At 71.6% G+C, this 18,163-nt stretch carries 13 protein-coding genes, 1 tRNA gene and 1 riboswitch; of the genes, 6 read left to right on the forward strand and 8 right to left on the reverse strand.

Annotated elements, in window-relative coordinates; genetic code table 11:
* Nucleotides 1–43: 43 nt before the first annotated feature.
* Nucleotides 44–2,287 carry an N-acetylmuramoyl-L-alanine amidase gene (locus ACQEVI_RS15060; RefSeq protein WP_432900243.1) on the forward strand — a complete coding sequence of 748 codons (2,244 nt, stop codon included), beginning with the start codon at nucleotides 44–46 and terminating at the stop codon, nucleotides 2,285–2,287.
* A gap of 43 nt (nucleotides 2,288–2,330) precedes the next feature.
* On the opposite strand, the gene ACQEVI_RS15065 is transcribed toward ACQEVI_RS15060, so the two are convergent.
* The gene (locus ACQEVI_RS15065) at nucleotides 2,331–3,668 is read right to left on the reverse strand and encodes a C39 family peptidase (RefSeq protein ID WP_432900245.1); all 1,338 of its coding nucleotides are present in this window, start codon (nucleotides 3,666–3,668) and stop codon (nucleotides 2,331–2,333) included.
* Nucleotides 3,669–3,798: 130 nt separating this feature from the next.
* Nucleotides 3,799–3,904, forward strand: a riboswitch (TPP riboswitch).
* Here ACQEVI_RS15065 and thiC point away from each other — a divergent pair.
* Nucleotides 3,899–5,704, forward strand: coding sequence for a phosphomethylpyrimidine synthase ThiC (gene thiC, locus ACQEVI_RS15070; RefSeq protein WP_432900247.1), 1,806 nt, complete (start codon nucleotides 3,899–3,901; stop codon nucleotides 5,702–5,704). It overlaps the preceding riboswitch by 6 nt.
* A 75-nt stretch (nucleotides 5,705–5,779) precedes the next feature.
* Here the strand turns inward: thiC and ACQEVI_RS15075 are convergent, their stop codons facing one another.
* Nucleotides 5,780–6,901 (reverse strand): LacI family DNA-binding transcriptional regulator, encoded by a 1,122-nt coding sequence (locus ACQEVI_RS15075; protein ID WP_432900249.1) that lies wholly within the window; start codon nucleotides 6,899–6,901, stop codon nucleotides 5,780–5,782.
* A 112-nt stretch (nucleotides 6,902–7,013) separates the two neighbouring features.
* On the opposite strand from ACQEVI_RS15075, the gene ACQEVI_RS15080 reads away from it, so the two are divergent.
* Entirely contained in the window at nucleotides 7,014–8,258 is a 1,245-nt protein-coding gene (locus ACQEVI_RS15080) for an MFS transporter (RefSeq protein ID WP_432900251.1), read from the forward strand.
* A gap of 158 nt (nucleotides 8,259–8,416) precedes the next feature.
* Nucleotides 8,417–9,610 carry a UDP-N-acetylmuramate dehydrogenase gene (locus ACQEVI_RS15085; RefSeq protein ID WP_432900253.1) on the forward strand — a complete coding sequence of 398 codons (1,194 nt, stop codon included), beginning with the start codon at nucleotides 8,417–8,419 and terminating at the stop codon, nucleotides 9,608–9,610.
* Nucleotides 9,611–9,632: 22 nt separating this feature from the next.
* Here the strand turns inward: ACQEVI_RS15085 and ACQEVI_RS15090 are convergent, their stop codons facing one another.
* Both ACQEVI_RS15090 and ACQEVI_RS15095 read right to left on the reverse strand, forming a co-directional pair.
* A complete protein-coding gene (locus ACQEVI_RS15090; protein WP_432900255.1) occupies nucleotides 9,633–10,625 on the reverse strand; it encodes a L,D-transpeptidase family protein in 993 nt (330 codons plus the stop codon).
* A gap of 219 nt (nucleotides 10,626–10,844) precedes the next feature.
* Nucleotides 10,845–11,918: an adenosine deaminase gene (locus tag ACQEVI_RS15095; protein WP_432900257.1), complete on the reverse strand. Its 1,074-nt coding sequence runs from the start codon at nucleotides 11,916–11,918 to the stop codon at nucleotides 10,845–10,847.
* Between the two features lie 184 nt (nucleotides 11,919–12,102).
* Between ACQEVI_RS15095 and ACQEVI_RS15100 the strand changes: the two genes are divergently transcribed.
* Entirely contained in the window at nucleotides 12,103–14,049 is a 1,947-nt protein-coding gene (locus tag ACQEVI_RS15100; protein ID WP_432900259.1) for a protein kinase domain-containing protein, read from the forward strand.
* Nucleotides 14,050–14,082: 33 nt separating this feature from the next.
* Here the strand turns inward: ACQEVI_RS15100 and ACQEVI_RS15105 are convergent, their stop codons facing one another.
* Genes ACQEVI_RS15105 through ACQEVI_RS15120 form a run of 4 tightly spaced genes read right to left on the reverse strand, consistent with a single transcriptional unit; the run spans nucleotide 14,083 to nucleotide 17,813 of the window.
* The gene (locus ACQEVI_RS15105) at nucleotides 14,083–14,694 is read right to left on the reverse strand and encodes a response regulator (RefSeq protein ID WP_432900261.1); all 612 of its coding nucleotides are present in this window, start codon (nucleotides 14,692–14,694) and stop codon (nucleotides 14,083–14,085) included.
* Nucleotides 14,691–16,004, reverse strand: coding sequence for a sensor histidine kinase (locus tag ACQEVI_RS15110; RefSeq protein WP_432900263.1), 1,314 nt, complete (start codon nucleotides 16,002–16,004; stop codon nucleotides 14,691–14,693). Before ACQEVI_RS15110 ends, ACQEVI_RS15105 begins: the two co-directional genes overlap by 4 nt.
* Nucleotides 15,994–16,896, reverse strand: coding sequence for an ABC transporter permease (locus ACQEVI_RS15115; protein WP_432900265.1), 903 nt, complete (start codon nucleotides 16,894–16,896; stop codon nucleotides 15,994–15,996). Before ACQEVI_RS15115 ends, ACQEVI_RS15110 begins: the two co-directional genes overlap by 11 nt.
* On the reverse strand, nucleotides 16,896–17,813 hold the full coding sequence (locus ACQEVI_RS15120; RefSeq protein ID WP_432900267.1) for an ABC transporter ATP-binding protein: 918 nt from the start codon (nucleotides 17,811–17,813) through the stop codon (nucleotides 16,896–16,898). The genes ACQEVI_RS15115 and ACQEVI_RS15120 overlap by 1 nt, the downstream gene beginning before the upstream one ends.
* 269 nt (nucleotides 17,814–18,082) lie before the next feature.
* On the opposite strand from ACQEVI_RS15120, the gene ACQEVI_RS15125 reads away from it, so the two are divergent.
* A tRNA-Trp gene (locus ACQEVI_RS15125) sits at nucleotides 18,083–18,158 on the forward strand.
* Nucleotides 18,159–18,163 lie beyond the last annotated feature (5 nt).

Genomic DNA, 18,163 nt, shown 5'->3' on the forward strand with positions numbered 1-18,163 from the left:
GTGATTCTCTCGTCCCCATGTACGCCGACGAGAGGATCTCCGCGTGACGTCACGACGGCGCAGCACAGCCCTGGCCGCGGCGGCCGGACTGCTTCTTCCACTGATACCGCTCTCCGCGGCCGACGCGGCCCCGACGGCCGCGCCCGACGGCGGTGCGGTCGCGTGCGCCGCGGTCCTCGCCGCGGGCTCGCTCGACGAGGCGTTCTCGGCGGCGGCCGAGGCCACCGGAGTCCCGGTGGACCTGCTCAAGGCCGTGTCCTACCTGGAGTCGCGCTGGGACCAGCACGCCGGTCAGGCCAGCGCCGACGGCGGCTACGGCGTGTTCAACCTCGCGGGTGACCACGGGCCCGGTCATGCGCACGGCGACGGTCTTCCGCTGTCGGACGTCAACGACAAGGCGGGCCCGGTGCGCGAGGGCACTCCCGAGCTCGCCCAGGCGGCCAGACTCACCGGCCTCAGCGAGGAGACCCTGAAGTCCGAGTCACAGGCCAATGTCTGCGGTGGTGCGGCTCTACTCGCGTCGTACCAGGCGCAGGCGATACGCGACGATGCCGTCGAGGCCGGGACGGCGTCGGACAGCCTGGGGGAGTGGGAGAACGCAGTGTCCCGCATGAGTGATGTCCAGGGTTTCGCTACACGGGTGTACACAATCCTCAGGGAGGGTGCGGGCGTGACCACCCCCGCCGACGGCGCGGTGATCCTCACGGGCAACCGGGACGTCGTCGTGCCGCGGGCGTCCGGCACGAGCGACCCGGAGACCGACTGCCCCGAGACGCTCGGCTGCGAGTGGCTGCCCGCGCCCTACGAGAAGGCCTCCCCGGACCTGCCCGACGACACCGGTGACTACGGCAACCACGATCAGGCCGACCGCACCGGCGCGGGCGGCCCGTCGCTCGACTACATCCTGATCCACGACACCGAGACCGCCTACCAGCCCACGGTCAACCTGGTCCAGGACCCGTCCTACCTGGCGTGGAACTACACGCTGCGGTCCTCGGACGGGCACGTCGCGAACCACCTCGACCCGGCCGACGTCGGCTGGCACGCGGGCAACTGGTTCATGAACATGCACTCGATAGGCCTGGAGCACGAGGGCTGGGCCGGTACGGGTGCCTGGTACACGGAGGCGATGTACCAGGCGTCGGCGGACCTGGTCCGGCACCTGGCGGCGGAGCACGACATCCCGCTCGACCGGGCGCACGTCATCGGGCACGACCAGGTGCCGGGCATCCTGCCCGGGTCCACCAGGAACGTGCACTGGGACCCGGGCCCCTACTGGGACTGGGACCACTACTTCGAGCTGCTCGGTGCCCCCATCGGCGGTGACCTGGAGGCGACGACGAACGTCGCACCGGGCGACGTGGTCGAGGTGCGCACCGGGTACGCCGACAACCCGAACACCGTGACGGGCTGTGAGCAGGCGTCTCCGGGCTCGGGCGCGTGCGTAGCCGGCGCGGGGACGAACTTCCGGTACCTGCACCAGTCGCCGTCGGCCGACGCGCCGCTGGCGAAGGACCCGGGCTGGAAGCCGGACGGGTCGGACGGAACCACGTACGCGAGCGACGTGAGCGCGCGCGTCCAGTCGGGGCACAAGCTCGTCGTCGACCAGGTAGAGGGCGACTGGCTGGGCGTGTGGTGGGCCGGTTCGCTGGCCTGGCTGCACAACCCGGCCGAGCGCCCGGTGGTGGTGCCGGCGACGGCGAAGACGGTCACGGTCGCGGGCGACGCCCCGGCGCCGGTCTTCGGCAGGGCCTACCCGGAGGCAGCAGCGTACGAGGAGCACCCGGGCGTCCCGGTGCAGCCGGTCACGCCGATCGAGTACCGCGTGGGCGTGGACCAGACGTACGCGGTGGCCGACGACCACGTCGCGTCCGACTACTACCGGGCCACCACGTTCGACGGCACGGGACCGGGCGACCGCACGGTGGTGCGCGGCAACGACGTGTACTACCAGGTGTGGCTGGCGCACCGGCACGTCTTCGTCAACGCGTCCGACGTCGAGCTGCACGACCCGGTGGTGGCCGATGTGTCCGGGCCGAGCATCGAGGGCAGGGCCAAGCCGGGGAAGGTCCTGCGCGCGGACGCCGGCACGTACCTCCCGAACGACGTCCGCGTCCGCTACCAGTGGCTGCGCGACGGCGAGCCGGTGTCCCGGGCGATCGGCAGCAGGTACCTCGTGACGGGCCGCGACCAGGGCGCCGAGCTCACGGTCCGGGTGACGGTCTCGGCGAAGGGCCACGCCTCGGCGGCGTACACGTCGGAACCGCGGGGTGTCCCGGGCCGCTAGGCGGCCGCGGGGGTGACGGACACTCCGCGGCCGACAGGCCGGATCACCAGTTCGGCGTGACACCCGGCAGGTTGCGCGGCAGCCTCACGTTCTTCGGGTGGTAGACGTACGTGATGCCGTCGGTCGAGGTCTGCCACACACGCTCGAAGTTTTCCCGCGTGTAGACGGAACGCACGGCCTCGTTGCTCGCCTTGTTCGGGTCGTTGATGATCGGGTCGCCTGCTGCGGTGAACCCGACCAGCGTCACGAGGTGCCCGTTGGTGCCGTACCCGGCCTCAGGCATCTCCTCCTCCTCGAAGCTGATCGAGAAGATGAGCGGGATGCCCGCCTTGATGAACTTCTCGGCCTCCGCGAGGGACCGCAGCCGGGTCACGAACGAGTCCAGCCCGAACGTGCTGGCGTACGCGGCGTTGAACGGCCAGTTGCCCGCGCCCTCGTACGTGTAGTCCCAGGTCCGCATGGCGGCGTAATCGACCTGCGGGTCACCGTTCGGGGCCTCGATGCCCTCGAGCTCGGCCTCCGGCACCTCGCGCCCGTAGTAGTACAGCACCATGGACGACGACGTCGGCGAGCACCACACCTGGCCGCCGCCCCCGAACTCGGGGTACTCGCCGCGGTGGATGTTCTGGCTGAACTGCGGCACGTCGAGCGACACCGCACGACCGAGCGTGAAGTCGCTGGTGCCCGTGTAGTGCGAGTCGGGCAGGTACTCGTTGGTCATGGTGCTCACCGAGTCCAGCCGCGGCGATACCCGGGTGCCCTCGGGCCGGTACAGCGTGGCCCGCGTCTGGAACGCGTCGGGCTCGTTGCCCGACTTCGCGACGAAGGTGTCCGTGAACAGGTACGCGTCCGCGTCGGTCTGCCCGTTCACGGAGGTGCGGTGGATGTCGCCGACGCTGCCGTCGGCGGGTGCGAACTCGGCGCCCGACGCCCAGCGGCTCATCACGAACCACTTGGTCCACGTCCCGTCGGCCTTGCGGCCCCGGAACTCGATCTCCACCCACGTGCCGGTGGGCGTGTGCGCGTTCCACGAGCTCACGGACTCGTCGATCAGGTACCCGGCCGCGACGACCGGCGACGTCCACCGGCCCGTCTCGTAGGTGACGGGAGTGCCGTCGCCGAACGGGTCGGTGTACTCGACGGTGTCGCCGCCGTGCTTCAGCACGAGCCCGCCCTTGGCGTTCGGCCGCAGGTTCGAGGTCTCGCCCGCACGTAGCTCGCGTACCCCGTCCCAGGAGGTCAGCGTGATCTGGTTGTCCGACGCCGCCGGACCCGGCCCGTCCGCAGCCGCCGCACCCGCCACGATTCCTGCTTGCACTACGAGCGCTCCCGTCGCCATCAGCGCGAACACCCTCGTTCGCAGCTTTCCTCGAACTGACATGTGTGCCTCCACGTCGGGGCCCGCCGCTGGGTGAAGCGAGCCATGAGGTCTCTCTATCAGAGCGGAAGAGCTTTGGCCCCGAAAGAGAGACCCCGGTGAGCACAGACGGCTCGGGGTGCTAACGTCGGCGGCGATCCCACGGGTGCCTCACGCAGGGGCTGAGATCGGGCTGTTCGGCCCGGGACCGTTGAACCTGTCCGGTTAACACCGGCGTAGGAAGCAGGAGTCTCATGATGGAGAAGTCCCAGTCCCGCACGCTCGCTTACCAGTACGAGCGCGACCACGAGCACGACGGCGGGTACAGCACACCGCAGGACGGCACGGGTCTCCGGGTGCCGGTCACGGAGATCACGCTGGCCCCGTCGCCCGACGGCGCCCCCAACGAGCCGGTCCGGGTCTATCGCACGCAAGGCCCCGGTTCCGACCCGGTCCGTGGCCTCGCTCCCGCCCGCGAACCCTGGGTCGTGGCACGCGGAGACACGGAGGAGTACGACGGCCGCGATCGGGCACTGGCCGACGACGGGCGCGGCGCGCTGCGCCGCGGTGCCGCCAGCCAGGAGTGGCAGGGTGAACGACGCCGGCCCCGCCGGGCGCTCCCCGGCCGGACCGTCACCCAGATGCACTACGCACGCCAGGGCGTGATCACGCCCGAGATGCGGTTCGTCGCGGTGCGCGAGAACTGCGACGTCGAGCTCGTGCGCAGCGAGGTGGCCGCTGGCCGGGCGATCATCCCGAACAACGTGAACCACCCGGAGTCGGAGCCGATGATCATCGGCAGGGCGTTCCTGGTGAAGGTCAACGCGAACATCGGCAACTCCGCCGTCCACAGCTCCATCGCGGAGGAGGTGGAAAAGCTCGAGTGGGCCACCAAGTGGGGTGCCGACACGGTCATGGACCTGTCCACGGGCGACGACATCCACACCACGCGCGAATGGCTCATGCGGAACTCGCCGGTGCCCATCGGCACCGTGCCGATCTACCAGGCCCTGGAGAAGGTGAACGGCGACGCCAGCGCGCTGACCTGGGAGATCTACCGCGACACGGTGATCGAGCAGTGCGAGCAGGGCGTCGACTACATGACCGTGCACGCCGGCGTGCTCCTGCGGTACGTGCCGCTCACCGCCGACCGAGTCACGGGCATCGTCTCGCGCGGCGGGTCGATCCTCGCGGGCTGGTGCCTGGCGCACCACCAGGAGAACTTCCTCTACACGCACTTCGACGAGCTCTGCGAGATCTTCGCCCGGTACGACGTCGCCTTCTCCCTCGGCGACGGCCTGCGGCCGGGCTCGCTCGCCGACGCGAACGACGCCGCGCAGTTCGCCGAGCTCGACACCCTCGCCGAGCTGACGAAACGGGCCTGGGCCCACGACGTCCAGGTCATGGTCGAGGGGCCCGGACACGTCCCGTTCCACCTGGTGCGCGAGAACGTGGAGCGGCAGCAGGAGCTCTGCGACGGCGCCCCGTTCTACACGCTCGGCCCGCTCGTGACCGACATCGCGCCCGGGTACGACCACATCACCTCAGCGATCGGCGCCACCGAGATCGCCCGGTACGGCACCGCGATGCTCTGCTATGTCACGCCCAAGGAGCACCTCGGCCTGCCGAACCGCGACGACGTGCGCACCGGCGTGGTGACCTACAAGATCGCCGCGCACGCCGCCGACGTCGCCAAGGGGCACCCCGGCGCCCGCGACCGGGACGACGCCCTGTCCAAGGCCCGCTTCGAGTTCCGCTGGCGGGACCAGTTCAACCTGTCGCTCGACCCGGAGCTCGCGGAGTCGTACCACGACGAGACGCTTCCGGCCGAGGCCGCGAAGACCGCGCACTTCTGCTCGATGTGCGGGCCGAAGTTCTGCTCGATGCGGATCTCGCAGGACATCCGCGACGAGTTCGGCGGGGCGCAGCACCAGGCGGCGCTCGCGGACGCGGCGTCGGCGTCGGCGTCCGCTCAAGCGGAGGGCATGGCCCAGAAGTCCGCGGAGTTCCGCGAGTCGGGCGGCGAGGTCTACCTCCCGGCCCCGACCCTCCGCCCCTGACCATTCGTTGAGTGCTGGCTATTTGCGGGCCGGAGCGTGCTGAGCCCGCAAATAGCCAGCACTCAACGAGGACGGTCAGGGTAGGTCCGGGACCGGGCCCGTCGTCGTGCCCTCGACCAGGGTCACCGGCAGCACCACCGACCGGGGCTCCTCGCCGGCCAGCAGCGCGATGACGGCCAGGCCGAGCGCCCGGCCCTTCTCCACGAGCGGCTGGTGCACGCTGGTGAGCACGTCGGGGGAGAGCCACGGCAGGTCGAGCCCGTCGAACCCGGCCACCGACACGTCCTCGGGCACCCGCAGCCCGAGCTCGCGGGCGGCGATCACCGCACCGGCGGCGAGCAGGTCGGAGTGCGCGACGATCGCCGTCGGACGGTCCCGGGCGGGCGCCCACTCGGACAGGATCTCGGTGGCGGCGTCGCGCCCGTGCTCCACGAGCGACGCGGGCGTCTCCCACGAGATGACGGGCTCGATGACGTCCCGTACGCCGGCCAGCCGGTTGCGGGTCGGCGTGCGCTCGGCGGACGCGAGCCGGTCGGCGTCGACCAGCCCGGACCGCTCGTCCCGCCCGAACGGCAGCGTGATCTCCGCGATCCGCGTGTGCCCGAGCTCGACGAGGTGACGCACCGCCTCGGCGGCGCCCAGGCGGTCGTCGACGCTCACCACGGGGACGCCGGACACCTCGTGTCCCTCACCGATCACGACGGGCACCCCCCTGCGCTGCAGCGCGGCGAGGTTCGGGTCGTCCTTCAGGGTGCCCCAGACGAGCACCGCGACGTCCATCGCGGCGGCCTCGACCAGCGGGTCGACGGCGGGCGGCAGCCCCGCCTCGGCGGCGAGCCCCATGGACTGCGTGGTGGTGCCCTGCGGCATACCCGGCACGAGCAGCACGCCGAGGCCCTGCTCACCGATCGCGGAGACGAGGCCGTGCAGCACCTGGGTGGAGACGGGGTCGCGGAACGACCTGCCGAGCTGGTCACCGATCACCACACCGACGATCCCCGACCGTCCTGACCGGAGCTGCCGCCCCAGGGGGTTGGGGCCGGAGTACTCGAGCTCGCGCGCGGCGGCCAGCACCTTCTCCCGGGTCTCGGGGGTGATCGGTCCCGCGCCGGAGAACGCGAGCGACGCGGTGGAGACGGAGACACCGGCCAGCTCGGCGACCTTCGCGAGGGTCGGTCGTACGGTCTGGCGGCTCATCGCGGGTTCCTTCTCTCTCACCTCGGCACCAGTGGTGCGGGCCCAGGAATCTGCTGGGCTGATCCCAGATTGTGGCTTACGGTCGGGAGATTCAATCGCACCAAGGAGTTCAGTGCCTACTGCACACGCCGCCGCTCGTGCGGTCTTCGTCGTCTTCGCGGCCAGCGGGTTCGCGTTCGCGAGCTGGGCAGCACGCCTCCCGGCCGTCCGGGACGGACTCTCCTTCTCCGAGCAGGAGATGGGTCTGCTGCTGCTGACAGGGTCCATCGGCTCCGTCGCGGCCATCCCGCTCTCGGGACTCGTCGCCGAGCGGTTCGGTACCGCGCGGACCGTCCTGGGCTTCGCGAGCCTGGTGGTGGTGGGCCTCGCCGTGGCGGGCTACGGCGTCGCCACGGGTGAGCACCTCGCGGTGCGGCTCGGCCTGATCCTGTTCGGCGTGGGCACCGGCGTCTGGGACGCCGCGATGAACCTTGAGGGCGCGGCCGTCGAGCAGCGGCTCGGCCGCGCGATCATGCCGGTGTTCCACGCCGGGTTCTCGTTCGGCACGGTGGTCGGCGCCGGTGTCGGCATCGTGGTGGCCAGCGTGGGCGTCCCGGTCCTCTGGCACGTCGTGGCCGCGGGGGCGATCGCTCTGCTGTCGGTGGTGATCGCGGTCCGCTTCTTCTCGCCGAGCGTCGTTGCAGCGGCGCTGCCCGACGGCGTGGCGATGGCCAGGGCGGGCAGCGCGGACGGCGCCGACCCGGGAGAGGTGACGCCACCGGCGTCGGGCATCACGGGACTGCTCTCTGCCTGGCGGGAGTCGCGCACGCTGGCGATCGGGCTCGTGGTGCTCGCCGCCGCCCTGACCGAGGGCGTAGCCAACGACTGGGTGGGCCTCGCGGTGGTGGACGGGTTCGGCACGTCCGACGGGATGGGTGCCGCCGGCCTCGCCGTCTTCCTCACCGCCATGACGGCGGCCCGGCTCGCCGGGACGCGGGCCATCGACCGGTTCGGCCGCGTGCCGGTGCTGGTGGTCTCCGCGGTGCTCGCTTTTGTCGGCGTGCTGACGTTCGCGCTGGTCCCGGTCCTGTGGCTGGCGCTGGTCGGCGTCGGCCTGTGGGGTCTCGGCGCGGCGATGGGCTTCCCGATGGGGATGAGCGCGGCGTCCGACGAACCGCGGCGAGCGGCCATGCGGGTGGCAGCGGTCTCGACCATCGGGTACACCGCGTTCTTCGTGGGGCCGCCCCTGATCGGCCTGGTCGCGCACACGACGGGCTACCGCCTGGCGGTCCTCGTGCTCCTGATCCCGATGGTGCTCGCGCTGGTCCTGGCGCGCTCGGTGCGTCCGCTGCCGTCGGCCGCCGGTGTGAAGAGGTAGTGCAGGGAGCGGAGCATCCCGACCGGCGGGGGCACGCCTGCGAGAGCGAGCATTGAACACGTCTGCCGACACGAAAAGGTTCCAGAATTGGCAGACATCACCCACGGCATGTCGAAGATGTGCACAAATCCAACGCGACAGGTAGATAGGCTTGCACGGTGAGCCCATACCCGGCAGACACCGTCCAGGCGCAAGCGGTGGCCCCAAGCCTCGCCGACCTCACCACACTCCGCGTGGGTGGCCCGGCAGCCTCGTTCGTCGAGGCCGAGGAAGAGGCTGCTCTGATCGAGGCGGTGCGCACCGCCGACGACGACGGTGTGCCGCTGCTGGTCGTGGGTGGCGGCTCCAACCTGCTGGTGGCTGACGAAGGTTTTGACGGTCTCGTCGTGCGCGACACGCGCAGCGGCATCTCCGTCGAGTCGGACGACTCCTGCGGCGGCGCCGTGGTGAGCGCCCCGGCCGGCCAGAACTGGGACGAGCTCGTGGAGCGCGCCGTCACCGAGGGCTGGGTGGGCGTCGAGTCCCTGTCGGGCATTCCCGGGACGGTGGGCGCGGCCCCGGTGCAGAACATCGGTGCGTACGGTCAGGAGCTCTCCGGCGTGGTCTCGCTGGTCCGCACGTGGGACCGGGGCGAGCGGCGGGTGCGCACCTTCTCCGTCGGGCAGCTGGACTTCGGGTACCGCACGTCGCTGCTCAAGCGTTCGATGCACAGCGTGGCCCGGGACGAGGACCCGCGTGCCCCCTGGTACCCGTCGCCGCGCTACGTGGTGCTGGACGTGCAGTTCCAGTTCCGCCTCGGCAGCCTGTCGGCGCCCGTGGGCTACGGCGAGCTCGCCCGTCGTCTGGGCGTCGAGGTGGGGCAGCGCGCCCCGATGAGGGAGGTCCGCGACACCGTGCTGGGACTGCGCGGGGGCAAGGGCATGCTGCTCGATCGCCCGCCGTTCGGCGCGGAGCCGGACCACGACCGCTGGAACTCCGGATCGTTCTTCACCAATCCGGTGATCCCCGTCGAGCACCTCGCGCACCTGCCCGAGGACGCCCCTCGCTACCCGGTCCGTTCGTCGACGCCGGAGACCAGCACCGGTCCGAGCCTCGGTGCGATCGACCCGACGCTCGTCAAGACCAGTGCCGCCTGGCTCATCGAGCGGGCCGGCTTCGGCAAGGGTTTCGGCCTGGCGGGGGAGCACAGCCCGGCGCGGCTGTCGACCAAGCACACGCTCGCGATGACGAACCGTGGCGGTGCCCGGGCCGAGGACGTCGTGGCCCTGGCCCGGGCCGTGCGCGACGGGGTCCGCGACCGGTTCGGCGTGACCCTGGTCCCGGAGACCGTCCTGGTGGGCGTCTCCCTCTGACCGTTCTACTTCGACAGAACGGTCAGTAGACGACTACCGGGGTGCCCGACGGCGCTCCCCAGGTGTCCCAGATCCAGTCCATCGCGCTGTTCGACACGCGCACGCATCCGTGCGACGCAGGGAACGCGGGCACCGAGGCCGAGCCGTGCACCGCGATGCCGCCCGTGAAGAACTTGGGCCGCCACATGTCGCCCAGCTCGAGCGTCGACGAGTGCATCCCGTTGACCTCGCGGAACACGGCGAACGACCCGCGCGGCGTGTACGCGGTGTACGTGGCGCCCTTCGCCTCGTAGGTCTCCCCGTTGCCGGACGACGCGTTGATGACCTTGACGACCTTGCCGTCCTCGACGGCCAGCACGAGCTGCCGGTCGACGTCTATCTCGAGCACCTTGCCCGACGACGTGTGGGCCTTGGGCACGACGCCGTCGTCCGCCGCGTTCTGCGTGGCGTCGCCCACCACGCCGTCGCGGTACAGGCCGCCGGCCTTCTGCAGGGCGAAGATCGCCTGCTGCGTCTCGCCGCCGTACGCCTTGTCGACAGAGGTCATGAAGTAGCCGAGGTCCTTCAGCCGCTGCTGAAGCTTGCCCACCCGGTTGCTGACCTCGCCGTACTCGATGTAGTCGGGCTCCTCGGGCTCCTCCTCCTTCGGGTCCTTGTCGCCGTCCTTGTCCGGCTTCCCCTCACCCTGCGACGCGCCGTCGCCCTCGTCCTCGCCGGGCTCCGCGGTTCCGTCACCGGAGTCGTCGCCCTCGTCGGTGCCGTCGCCGCTGGGCTCGGACGACGGCCCGCTCGCCGAAGCCTCCGGCTCCTGTTCGTCAGCGCTCGGCTCCGGGCTCGGGGTGCTCTCCTCCGGGCTGGGCGAGCTCGTCGCCGCCGAGTCCGCAGGTGGCTCCTCGCCGCCGTCGCAGGCCGACAGCAGGCCCGCCGTCAGCGCGACCGCGCCCAGCGTGCCAAGGACCCTCTTACCGACTGTCGCGCCCACACCATGGGCAGGCCTGCCGTGCATTACCCGCATCGTGACTCCTCCTCGACTGCACCTTCTGGGGTGGTGGTGCAGTACCGCACTCGCGAGACGACGTCGTCCCCTCGCGAGTGTCCTGTATCTCCCACTGACGCGCGGGCGTCCAAGATGGTTGCGTCGGTCGATCGTCACCCAATCGTGATCGTCACCCAATCGTGATCGTCACCCAATCGTGATCGTCACCCAATCGTGATCGTCACCCGATGGTGATCGTCACCCGATGGTCACAGTGCCGCCCGCGGGGAGTGTCTCCAGCGTGTCAGCGGGATCAGGAGCTAGCAACCACGCGTCGACGCCGGCCAGGAGCCGGGCCTTGGTGCTCGACGACGCCCGGCTCGCCCGGATCGACGACGCCGCGAGCCCGGCGAGCTCCCGGTCGGAGAAGCCGTGCGCGCTCCGCACGATCTCGTACTGGTCGACGAGCCGTGTCCCGAACAAGAGCGGGTCGTCGGCACCGAGCGCCACCGTCGCACCGGCATCCACCAGGGCGCGCAGCGGCACCTCGTTCGCCTCGCTGTACACGCCGAGGCCGATGTTCGAGCCCGGGTTCACCTCGAGGGCCACACCACGCTCCACGATCTCGCCGAGGAGCCGCTCGTCCTCGGCGGCGCGCACGCCGTGCCCTATCCGGTCGGGAACCAGCTCCCGCATGACCTCGCTGATGTGGTCGGGCCCCAGCAGCTCGCCACCGTGCGGCACTGCCGCGAGGCCGGCTCGGCGCGCGATGTCGAAAGCGTGCCCGAACTGCGACGTGTCGCCGCGGCGCTCGTCGTTCGAGAGCCCGAAGCCCACCACCTCGCCCACGCCGTCTCCCGCGTACCGGGCGGCGAGCCGGGCGAGCGTGCGCGCGTCGAGCGGATGCCTCATGCGCGACGCCGCGATGATCACGCCCACCTCGATGCCGTGCGTGGCGCTCGCGGCCTGGGCGGCGTCGATGACTATCTCGACGGCGGGGGTGATGCCACCCACGAACGGGGCATAGGAGGTCGGGTCCACCTGGATCTCGAGCCGGCCGGAGCCCTCGGCGGCGTCGTCGGCCGCGGCCTCGTCGACCAGGCGGCGCATGTCGGCCTCCGAGCGCACGCAGGCGCGGGCGGCGTCGTACAGACGCTGGAAACGGAACCAGCCGCGCTCGGTGGCGGGCAGCCGCAGGGGGTCGTTGTCGATGAGCGCTTCGGGGAGACGCACCTGGTATGCGGCTGCCATGTCGACGAGCGTCGGCACCCGCATGGATCCGGTGAAGTGGAGGTGGAGGTGCGCCTTGGGGAGGAGTGCGAGGTCGCGCATCTGCGTAGTCTGGCAAAGCGGTGCTCCGGTGGCAGCCGGGAACGTGATACTCCGCACTACTCACACATCCCGCCGCCCCATCTTTGGTGCGTGCGCGCTCCGCTCCGTATCCTGAGAAGAACATGCCCCAGATAGCCGAAATGACTGATTTACTCGATGCGCAACCACGGACACCGGTGAACCAGTGAACGAAGAGACCACTAACGAGGACAACGCCGCAGACCTTCCGGTGCACGTCGTCCTCGGCGGTAAGTACGAGCTGGTCGACGTTCTCGGCACTGGTGCAACGTTCACGGTCTACGAGGCCCAGCGTGTCGCAACCCCCGCGGTTCCGGAGCCGGCAGCGAGCGACGCCGGCACCGACGGAGGGTCCGGCACCGCCGATGTCGACACCGACAAGGCGGACGCCGACGAGACCGACGCCGACGAGACCGGCACGGACGAGACTGACGCGAGCACGAGCGAGGACGAGTCCGGCGAGGCGTCCGACGGCGAGACGTCCGGCGCCGACACCACGGCTGCCGACAGCGCGGACGCCGATACCGCGGACGCAGACACGGCGACGGCCGCCGACGCCGCCGACCCGGTCGAGCCCGAGGTCGACCTCGACCAGCCGCTCGTGGTCAAGGTGCTGCACCCCCACCTCGTCGACGACCAGAACGCCCGCGACTCCCTGCGGCGCGAGGTCGAGGCCTCGGCGCTGATGGACCACCCGGGCGTCGTGAAGGTGCTGGACTCGGGCGAGGACGACGTCGCCGGCGCGAACGTCCCCTGGACGGTCATGAACCGGATGGCGGGCGTCTCCCTGTCCGATCTCGCGGGCGACCACGGCCTGCCCTGGCGCGACGCGCTGGCGATCGTCGACGGCCTGCTGGAGGCGCTCGGGGCCGTGCACGCGGCAGGCCTCGTGCACCGCGACGTCGCGCCCCGCAACGTGATGGTCGACAAGCAGGCCGACGGCACGTTCGTCGTCGGGCTGCTGGACCTCGGGCTCACCCGGCCCGCGGGCGGCGAAGGCGACGGCGCGACGGTGGCCGGCTCGGTCATCGGGATGTCGCCGGAGCAGGCCCGGGGCAAGCCGCTCGACGCGCGCAGCGACATCTACGCCGTCGGTGCGCTCGCGTACTACACGCTCACCGGGCACGCGCCCTACGAGCGGGCGCAGGCGGAGGACGTTCTGCGGGCGCACGTGAACGCGCCGGTACCGGCCGCCTCCGCGCGCCGTGCGGCCGTCCCGGCGTCCGTGGACCGCCTCGTGTCGCGCGCGATGGCCAAGGATCCGGGTCGGCGGTTCCCCACCGCCGAGGCGATGCGCGGGACCGTGACGATCCTGCTCGGCGGGCCCGCGGGCCGGCTGGGTACCAGCGGCGAGACCATGCAGCTCGGCGTGGGTGCCGGTGGTACCGAGGTGATCGACCCGGTCCTGGGCGCGGGGGCCGGCTCGGGCACCATGAAGCTGGGCCAGGTCGACGAGGGCGCCGACCGCACCATGATGGTCGGCGCTGTGGGCGCCGCGGCCGTCGGAGCGGGCGTCGCCGGAGCGGCAACCGCGGCTGCGGCCGAAGGTGCGTCCGGTGCGGCGCCGACCGTGGTGTCCACGCCGCCGTCGGTAGGGCGGCCGCCGATCGGTCCGTACCCGGCGGTGCCCGAGGAGGAGCGGAAGTGGTGGCACGCCCTGACGACCGGGCGCGGCCGCGTGATCACGATCATCGTGTTCGCGCTGCTCGTGTTCGGCGGTGCGGGCCTGGTGATCGCGAACATCATCAACAGCCAGGGCACGGCGACGCCCACACCGAGCGTCAGCACGACCCAGGACGATCCGACGCCGACGCCGTCGTCGTCGCCCGTCCCGAGTCAGTCGGACAACACCGACGACGACTTCACGCCGACGCCGACTCCTACGCCGACTCCCACGCCGACGCCGACCCCCACGCCGACGCCGACGCCTACTCCCACCCCGACCCCCACGCCGACGCCGACCCCCACCCCGACGCCGACCCCGTCGGCGATTCCGACGCCCACCCCGGACGCCACGCCTACGGACGATCCGGTCGAGCCGACGGATGAGCCGACCGGCGGGGGAGAGGCGGGCGGCGACCCGTCGGCGCCCGCCGACGCCGACGGTCGCTAGACCGCTCCCGGGGAGCGGTCCGGCGACCGTCGGTCAGGCGATCCAGCCCCGCTCCCTGGCCACGGTCACCGCTGCCGTCCGGTCGGCGACGCCGAGCTTGGCGAACGCCCGGAAGAGATGCGTCTTGACCGTCGCCTCCGTGATGCACAGCTCACGCCCGACCTGGGCGTTCGACCGCCCGAGCGCCACGAGCGCGAGCACCTCGGCCTCGCGGGCGGAGGGCCGTTCCGCAGTGCTGCGTACCGAGCTGACCAGGCGTGTCGCCACGCTGGGGGCCAGCACGGTCTCGCCCCGGGCAGCCGCGCGGACCCCGGCGACCAGCTCGGCGCGGGGCGTGTCCTTGAGCAGGTAGCCGGTGGCGCCGGCCTCGACCGCGCGCAGGATGTCGGCGTCCGTGTCGTAGGTGGTCAGCACCACCACGCGGGGTCCAGTCCCTACGATCCCGGCGGTCGCGGCCACGCCGTCGAGCACCGGCATCCGCAGGTCCATGAGCACGACGTCGGGCCGCAGTGACGCCGCGAGAGCCACTGCCTCCTGCCCGTCGGCGGCCTCGCCCACCACTTCGAGGTCGTCCTCCACGCTGAGCATGCCCGCGAGCCCTGACCGCACCACCGGATGGTCGTCCACCACCAGCACCCGGATCATCCCGCCACCCCCTGTGTCCTCTCGTGTTCCCCGGTAGCGGCGCGTGCCGCCGTATCCGGCCCGGTGCCTACCCGGCCGGCGAGCGCCGGGCCGACCTGCCCGTCGACCGGTACACGGGCGCACAGCGTGGTGCCGCCCTCGTCCCCCGGCCCGACCGCCAGCGTGCCGCCCGCCGACCGTAGGCGCTCCCGCATCCCCGCCAGCCCGAACCCGTCGACAGCTTCCACGTCGAACCCGCGCCCGTCGTCGGACACCGTGAGCGTCACCTCTCCCTCCGCCTGGCCCAGCCGCACGACGACGGAGCGTGCCCGCGCATGCCGTCGCACGTTCGCGAACGCCTCCTGTGCGGCCCGCAGCAGCACCACCTCGACCGTCGGCGACAGCGCCCCGACCTGATCCGTCTCCACGGCCACCGCCAGGCCGGTCTCCTCGGCGAACCGGCTGCCGAGCCGGCCGAGCGCCTGGGAGAGCGACCCGTCCTGCAGCGCCACCGGCGCGAACGCCGCCACCAGGGCGCGGGCCTCGGCGAGGTTGTCACGTGCCGTGTCCTCCACGACGTGCAGCCGCTCACGCACGGCGACGTCGTCCCCGAGGTCGAGGGCCGCCGTCGCGGCCTGCGCCTGCATCACCACGCTCGTGAACCCCTGGGCGAGCGTGTCGTGGATCTCGCGGGCCAGGCGCTCACGCTCGGCCAGGACCCCCGCCTCGTGGCTGGTCAGCGCCAGCTGCTTCTGCGTGGCGTGCAGCTGGCCGAGCAGCCGCACCTGCTCCTCCGCCCGGCGCATCGCCACGTGGAACCACAACCCGAGCCCGATCGCGAACACGAGAGTGACCAGCATCTGCGGCACGACCTCGCCCATGACCGCGACGTCGAAGGCGTACTGCGACGAGATGCCGACCGACACCGCGACCGTCAGGGCGACACAGCCGATCACACCCTGCCGCATCGACTCCAGCAGCATCCACACCTGCGCGAACGCGATGAACAGCAACAGTGACGCCACACCGCCCTGCGACACCGTCACGCCGGTGCCGATCACGAGCACCGTCAGGTACAGCACGGCCAGCCGCTGGTCCCGGGTCCTCGCCGCCTGTGCACCCCACAGCAGGTAGGCCAGCACGATCACGCCCATCGCCGAGTACGCGACGGCGAGCTGCGTCCCCCGCGTCCCGTCCAGCACCAGGGCGACGGCGGTCAGCGCGATGATCACGCCGAACCCGGCGTCCCACCACCGCACCTGGTGCTCCCACCCGGCGTACAGGCGCTCCAGGTCCTGGTCGCGGTCAGCCGTCGTCCTGTCAGCCGTCATCGTGCCGCCGCCACCGGAACGTCCGCGTGCCGATCACGAGCCCCACTACCAGCCATGCCGCCAGTACAGCAGCCGTCGCGCCGGACTGCCAGGCCCCGGACGGCTCCGCCGCGGCGAAGGCGTCCGGCAGGAACACCGACCGCATGCCCTGCGCGATCCACTTGAGCGGGAACAGGGACGACAGGTCGATCATCCAGCCGGGCAGCTGGCTGACCGAGAAGAAGACCCCGGACGTGAACTGAAGGACCAGGAGCGGCGTCACCACCACGGCGCTCGCGGACCGTCCGGAACGGGGCACCGACGAGTACGCGACCCCGCACACCGCACCAGCCGCCGTGCCCAGCACGAAGACCCAGGCGAACGTGGCCCAGCGTCCAGCGGAGTCGGGCAGCGGGACGTCGAAGACGAGCGCCGCGACCGCGAGCAGCAGCGCCGTCTGCGCGAGCACCGTGACCAGCGACAGGAACACCTTGCCGAGGAAGTACGACGTCGCGGGCAGCGGCGTGGCACGCAGACGCTTCAGCGTCCCGTCGTCCCGCTCGACGGCTATCGACATGGCGAGCGTCTGGTACGTCGAGAGCATGACGCCCGTCGCGACCATGCCGGGCAGGAAGTACTGCGCGAAGCTGACCGTGACGCCGCCGGCGACGATCGGGTCGTCGTCGCCGAACACCGTCGCGAAGATCGCGAGCATGACTATCGGATAGGCGAACCCGAAGACCACCGAGTCGCGCTCGCGGACGAACTGCAGCAGCTCGACGCCGCCGCGCACCAGCCCCAGGCGGAGCACGCCGGGCAGCCCCCTCGTCCGTTGGTCGAGCCTGTCGAGACCTCTCGCAGGCTCCTCCCGCCGGTCGAGCCCGTCGAGACCCGCCCCCTTCGTCGCGCCCATCACGCCGCCTCCCTGCCCTGGTTGTCGATACTGATGCCGTCCACCGGCGTCTCGCCGATCAGCGAGAGGTACACGTCCTCGAGCGTCGGCCGGGTCACGGCCAGGCCGGGGACCTCACCGTCAGGTCCGGCGCTCGCGATCAGCCGGGCGACGGCGGCCGTGGGCCGGTCCGTCCGCTCGGTGCGCCGCACGCCGCCGTCGTCCCATGCGACGACGGGTGTGCGGGCCTCGGGGCCGCCAAGCGTCTCGGGCGTCCCCGAGGCGACCAGCACGCCGTCCCGCACGACGACCACCCGGTCGGCCAGCTGGGCTGCCTCGTCGAGATAGTGGGTCGTCAGGAGGATCGTGGTGCCGTCGTCGCGCAGGCTCGTCACGAGGTCCCAGAAGGACCGGCGGGCCTGAGGGTCGAACCCGGTGGTGGGCTCGTCGAGGAACAGCAGCTCGGGGCGGCCCACGATGCCGAGCGCCACGTCGAGCCGGCGCCGCTGCCCGCCGGACAGCCCACGGGTCCGCGCCCGGGCTTTCTCCGCGAGCCCTACTGCGGCGATGACCTCGGCGGGGTCGCGCGGGTCGGGGTAGGACGCCGCGGCGGCCCGCACCTTCTCCAGGACGGTGAGCTCGCTCATGTCCCGCGAGTCCTGCATGACGACGCCGATCCGGGCCCGCCAGGCGCGTCCGGCGTGCCGGGGGTCCTCGCCGAGCACCGACACCTCGCCGTGGTCACGGTCGCGGAAGCCCTCGAGGATCTCGACGGTCGTGGTCTTGCCCGCGCCGTTGGGGCCGAGGACAGCCACGATCTCGCCGGTGGCGACGTCGAGGTCGAGACCGGCGACGGCGTCCTTGTAGCCGGCGCGTGCGTTGCCATAGCGCTTGCGGAGGCCGCGCACGCGCACGGCCAGGGGGTCGGATGTCTGCATACCGTCGAGCATGCTCTCGTCGACGTCCCTGGCGGGACGCCCGTTCGGCTGCACCTGCTGTCCACCGTTCGACGGACACCGCCTCGGCACGTCGTCGTTGGTCGAGCCCTCGTTGGTCGAGCTTGTCGAGACCCCCAAGGGCCCGTCAGGAACGAGTTCGACCTACAGCGTTGGGTACCGTACAGTTGTGCCTCGGTGATCGATCCTCACCTCAAGTGGCGTGCCTCTCCGGGGGTCCGTGCGAACGCTTGACAAGGGATCGAACGCAGAGGGTAGTGGCGCAATTGGTAGCGCAGCGGTCTCCAAAACCGCAGGTTGCAGGTTCGAGTCCTGTCTACCCTGCCAGCGTG

It is taken from the genome of Promicromonospora sp. CA-289599, assembly GCF_050936155.1.
Classification (GTDB): domain Bacteria; phylum Actinomycetota; class Actinomycetes; order Actinomycetales; family Cellulomonadaceae; genus Promicromonospora.

Coding starts and splice junctions, on each gene's coding strand:
- ACQEVI_RS15065 (WP_432900245.1), bottom strand. CDS start 3,668: ATGTCAGTTCGAGGAAAGCTGCGAACGAGGGTGTTCGCGCTGATGGCG.
- thiC (WP_432900247.1), top strand. CDS start 3,899: ATGATGGAGAAGTCCCAGTCCCGCACGCTCGCTTACCAGTACGAGCGC.
- ACQEVI_RS15075 (WP_432900249.1), bottom strand. CDS start 6,901: ATGAGCCGCCAGACCGTACGACCGACCCTCGCGAAGGTCGCCGAGCTG.
- ACQEVI_RS15090 (WP_432900255.1), bottom strand. CDS start 10,625: ATGCGGGTAATGCACGGCAGGCCTGCCCATGGTGTGGGCGCGACAGTC.
- ACQEVI_RS15095 (WP_432900257.1), bottom strand. CDS start 11,918: ATGCGCGACCTCGCACTCCTCCCCAAGGCGCACCTCCACCTCCACTTC.
- ACQEVI_RS15105 (WP_432900261.1), bottom strand. CDS start 14,694: ATGATCCGGGTGCTGGTGGTGGACGACCATCCGGTGGTGCGGTCAGGG.
- ACQEVI_RS15110 (WP_432900263.1), bottom strand. CDS start 16,004: ATGACGGCTGACAGGACGACGGCTGACCGCGACCAGGACCTGGAGCGC.
- ACQEVI_RS15115 (WP_432900265.1), bottom strand. CDS start 16,896: ATGGGCGCGACGAAGGGGGCGGGTCTCGACGGGCTCGACCGGCGGGAG.
- ACQEVI_RS15120 (WP_432900267.1), bottom strand. CDS start 17,813: ATGCAGACATCCGACCCCCTGGCCGTGCGCGTGCGCGGCCTCCGCAAG.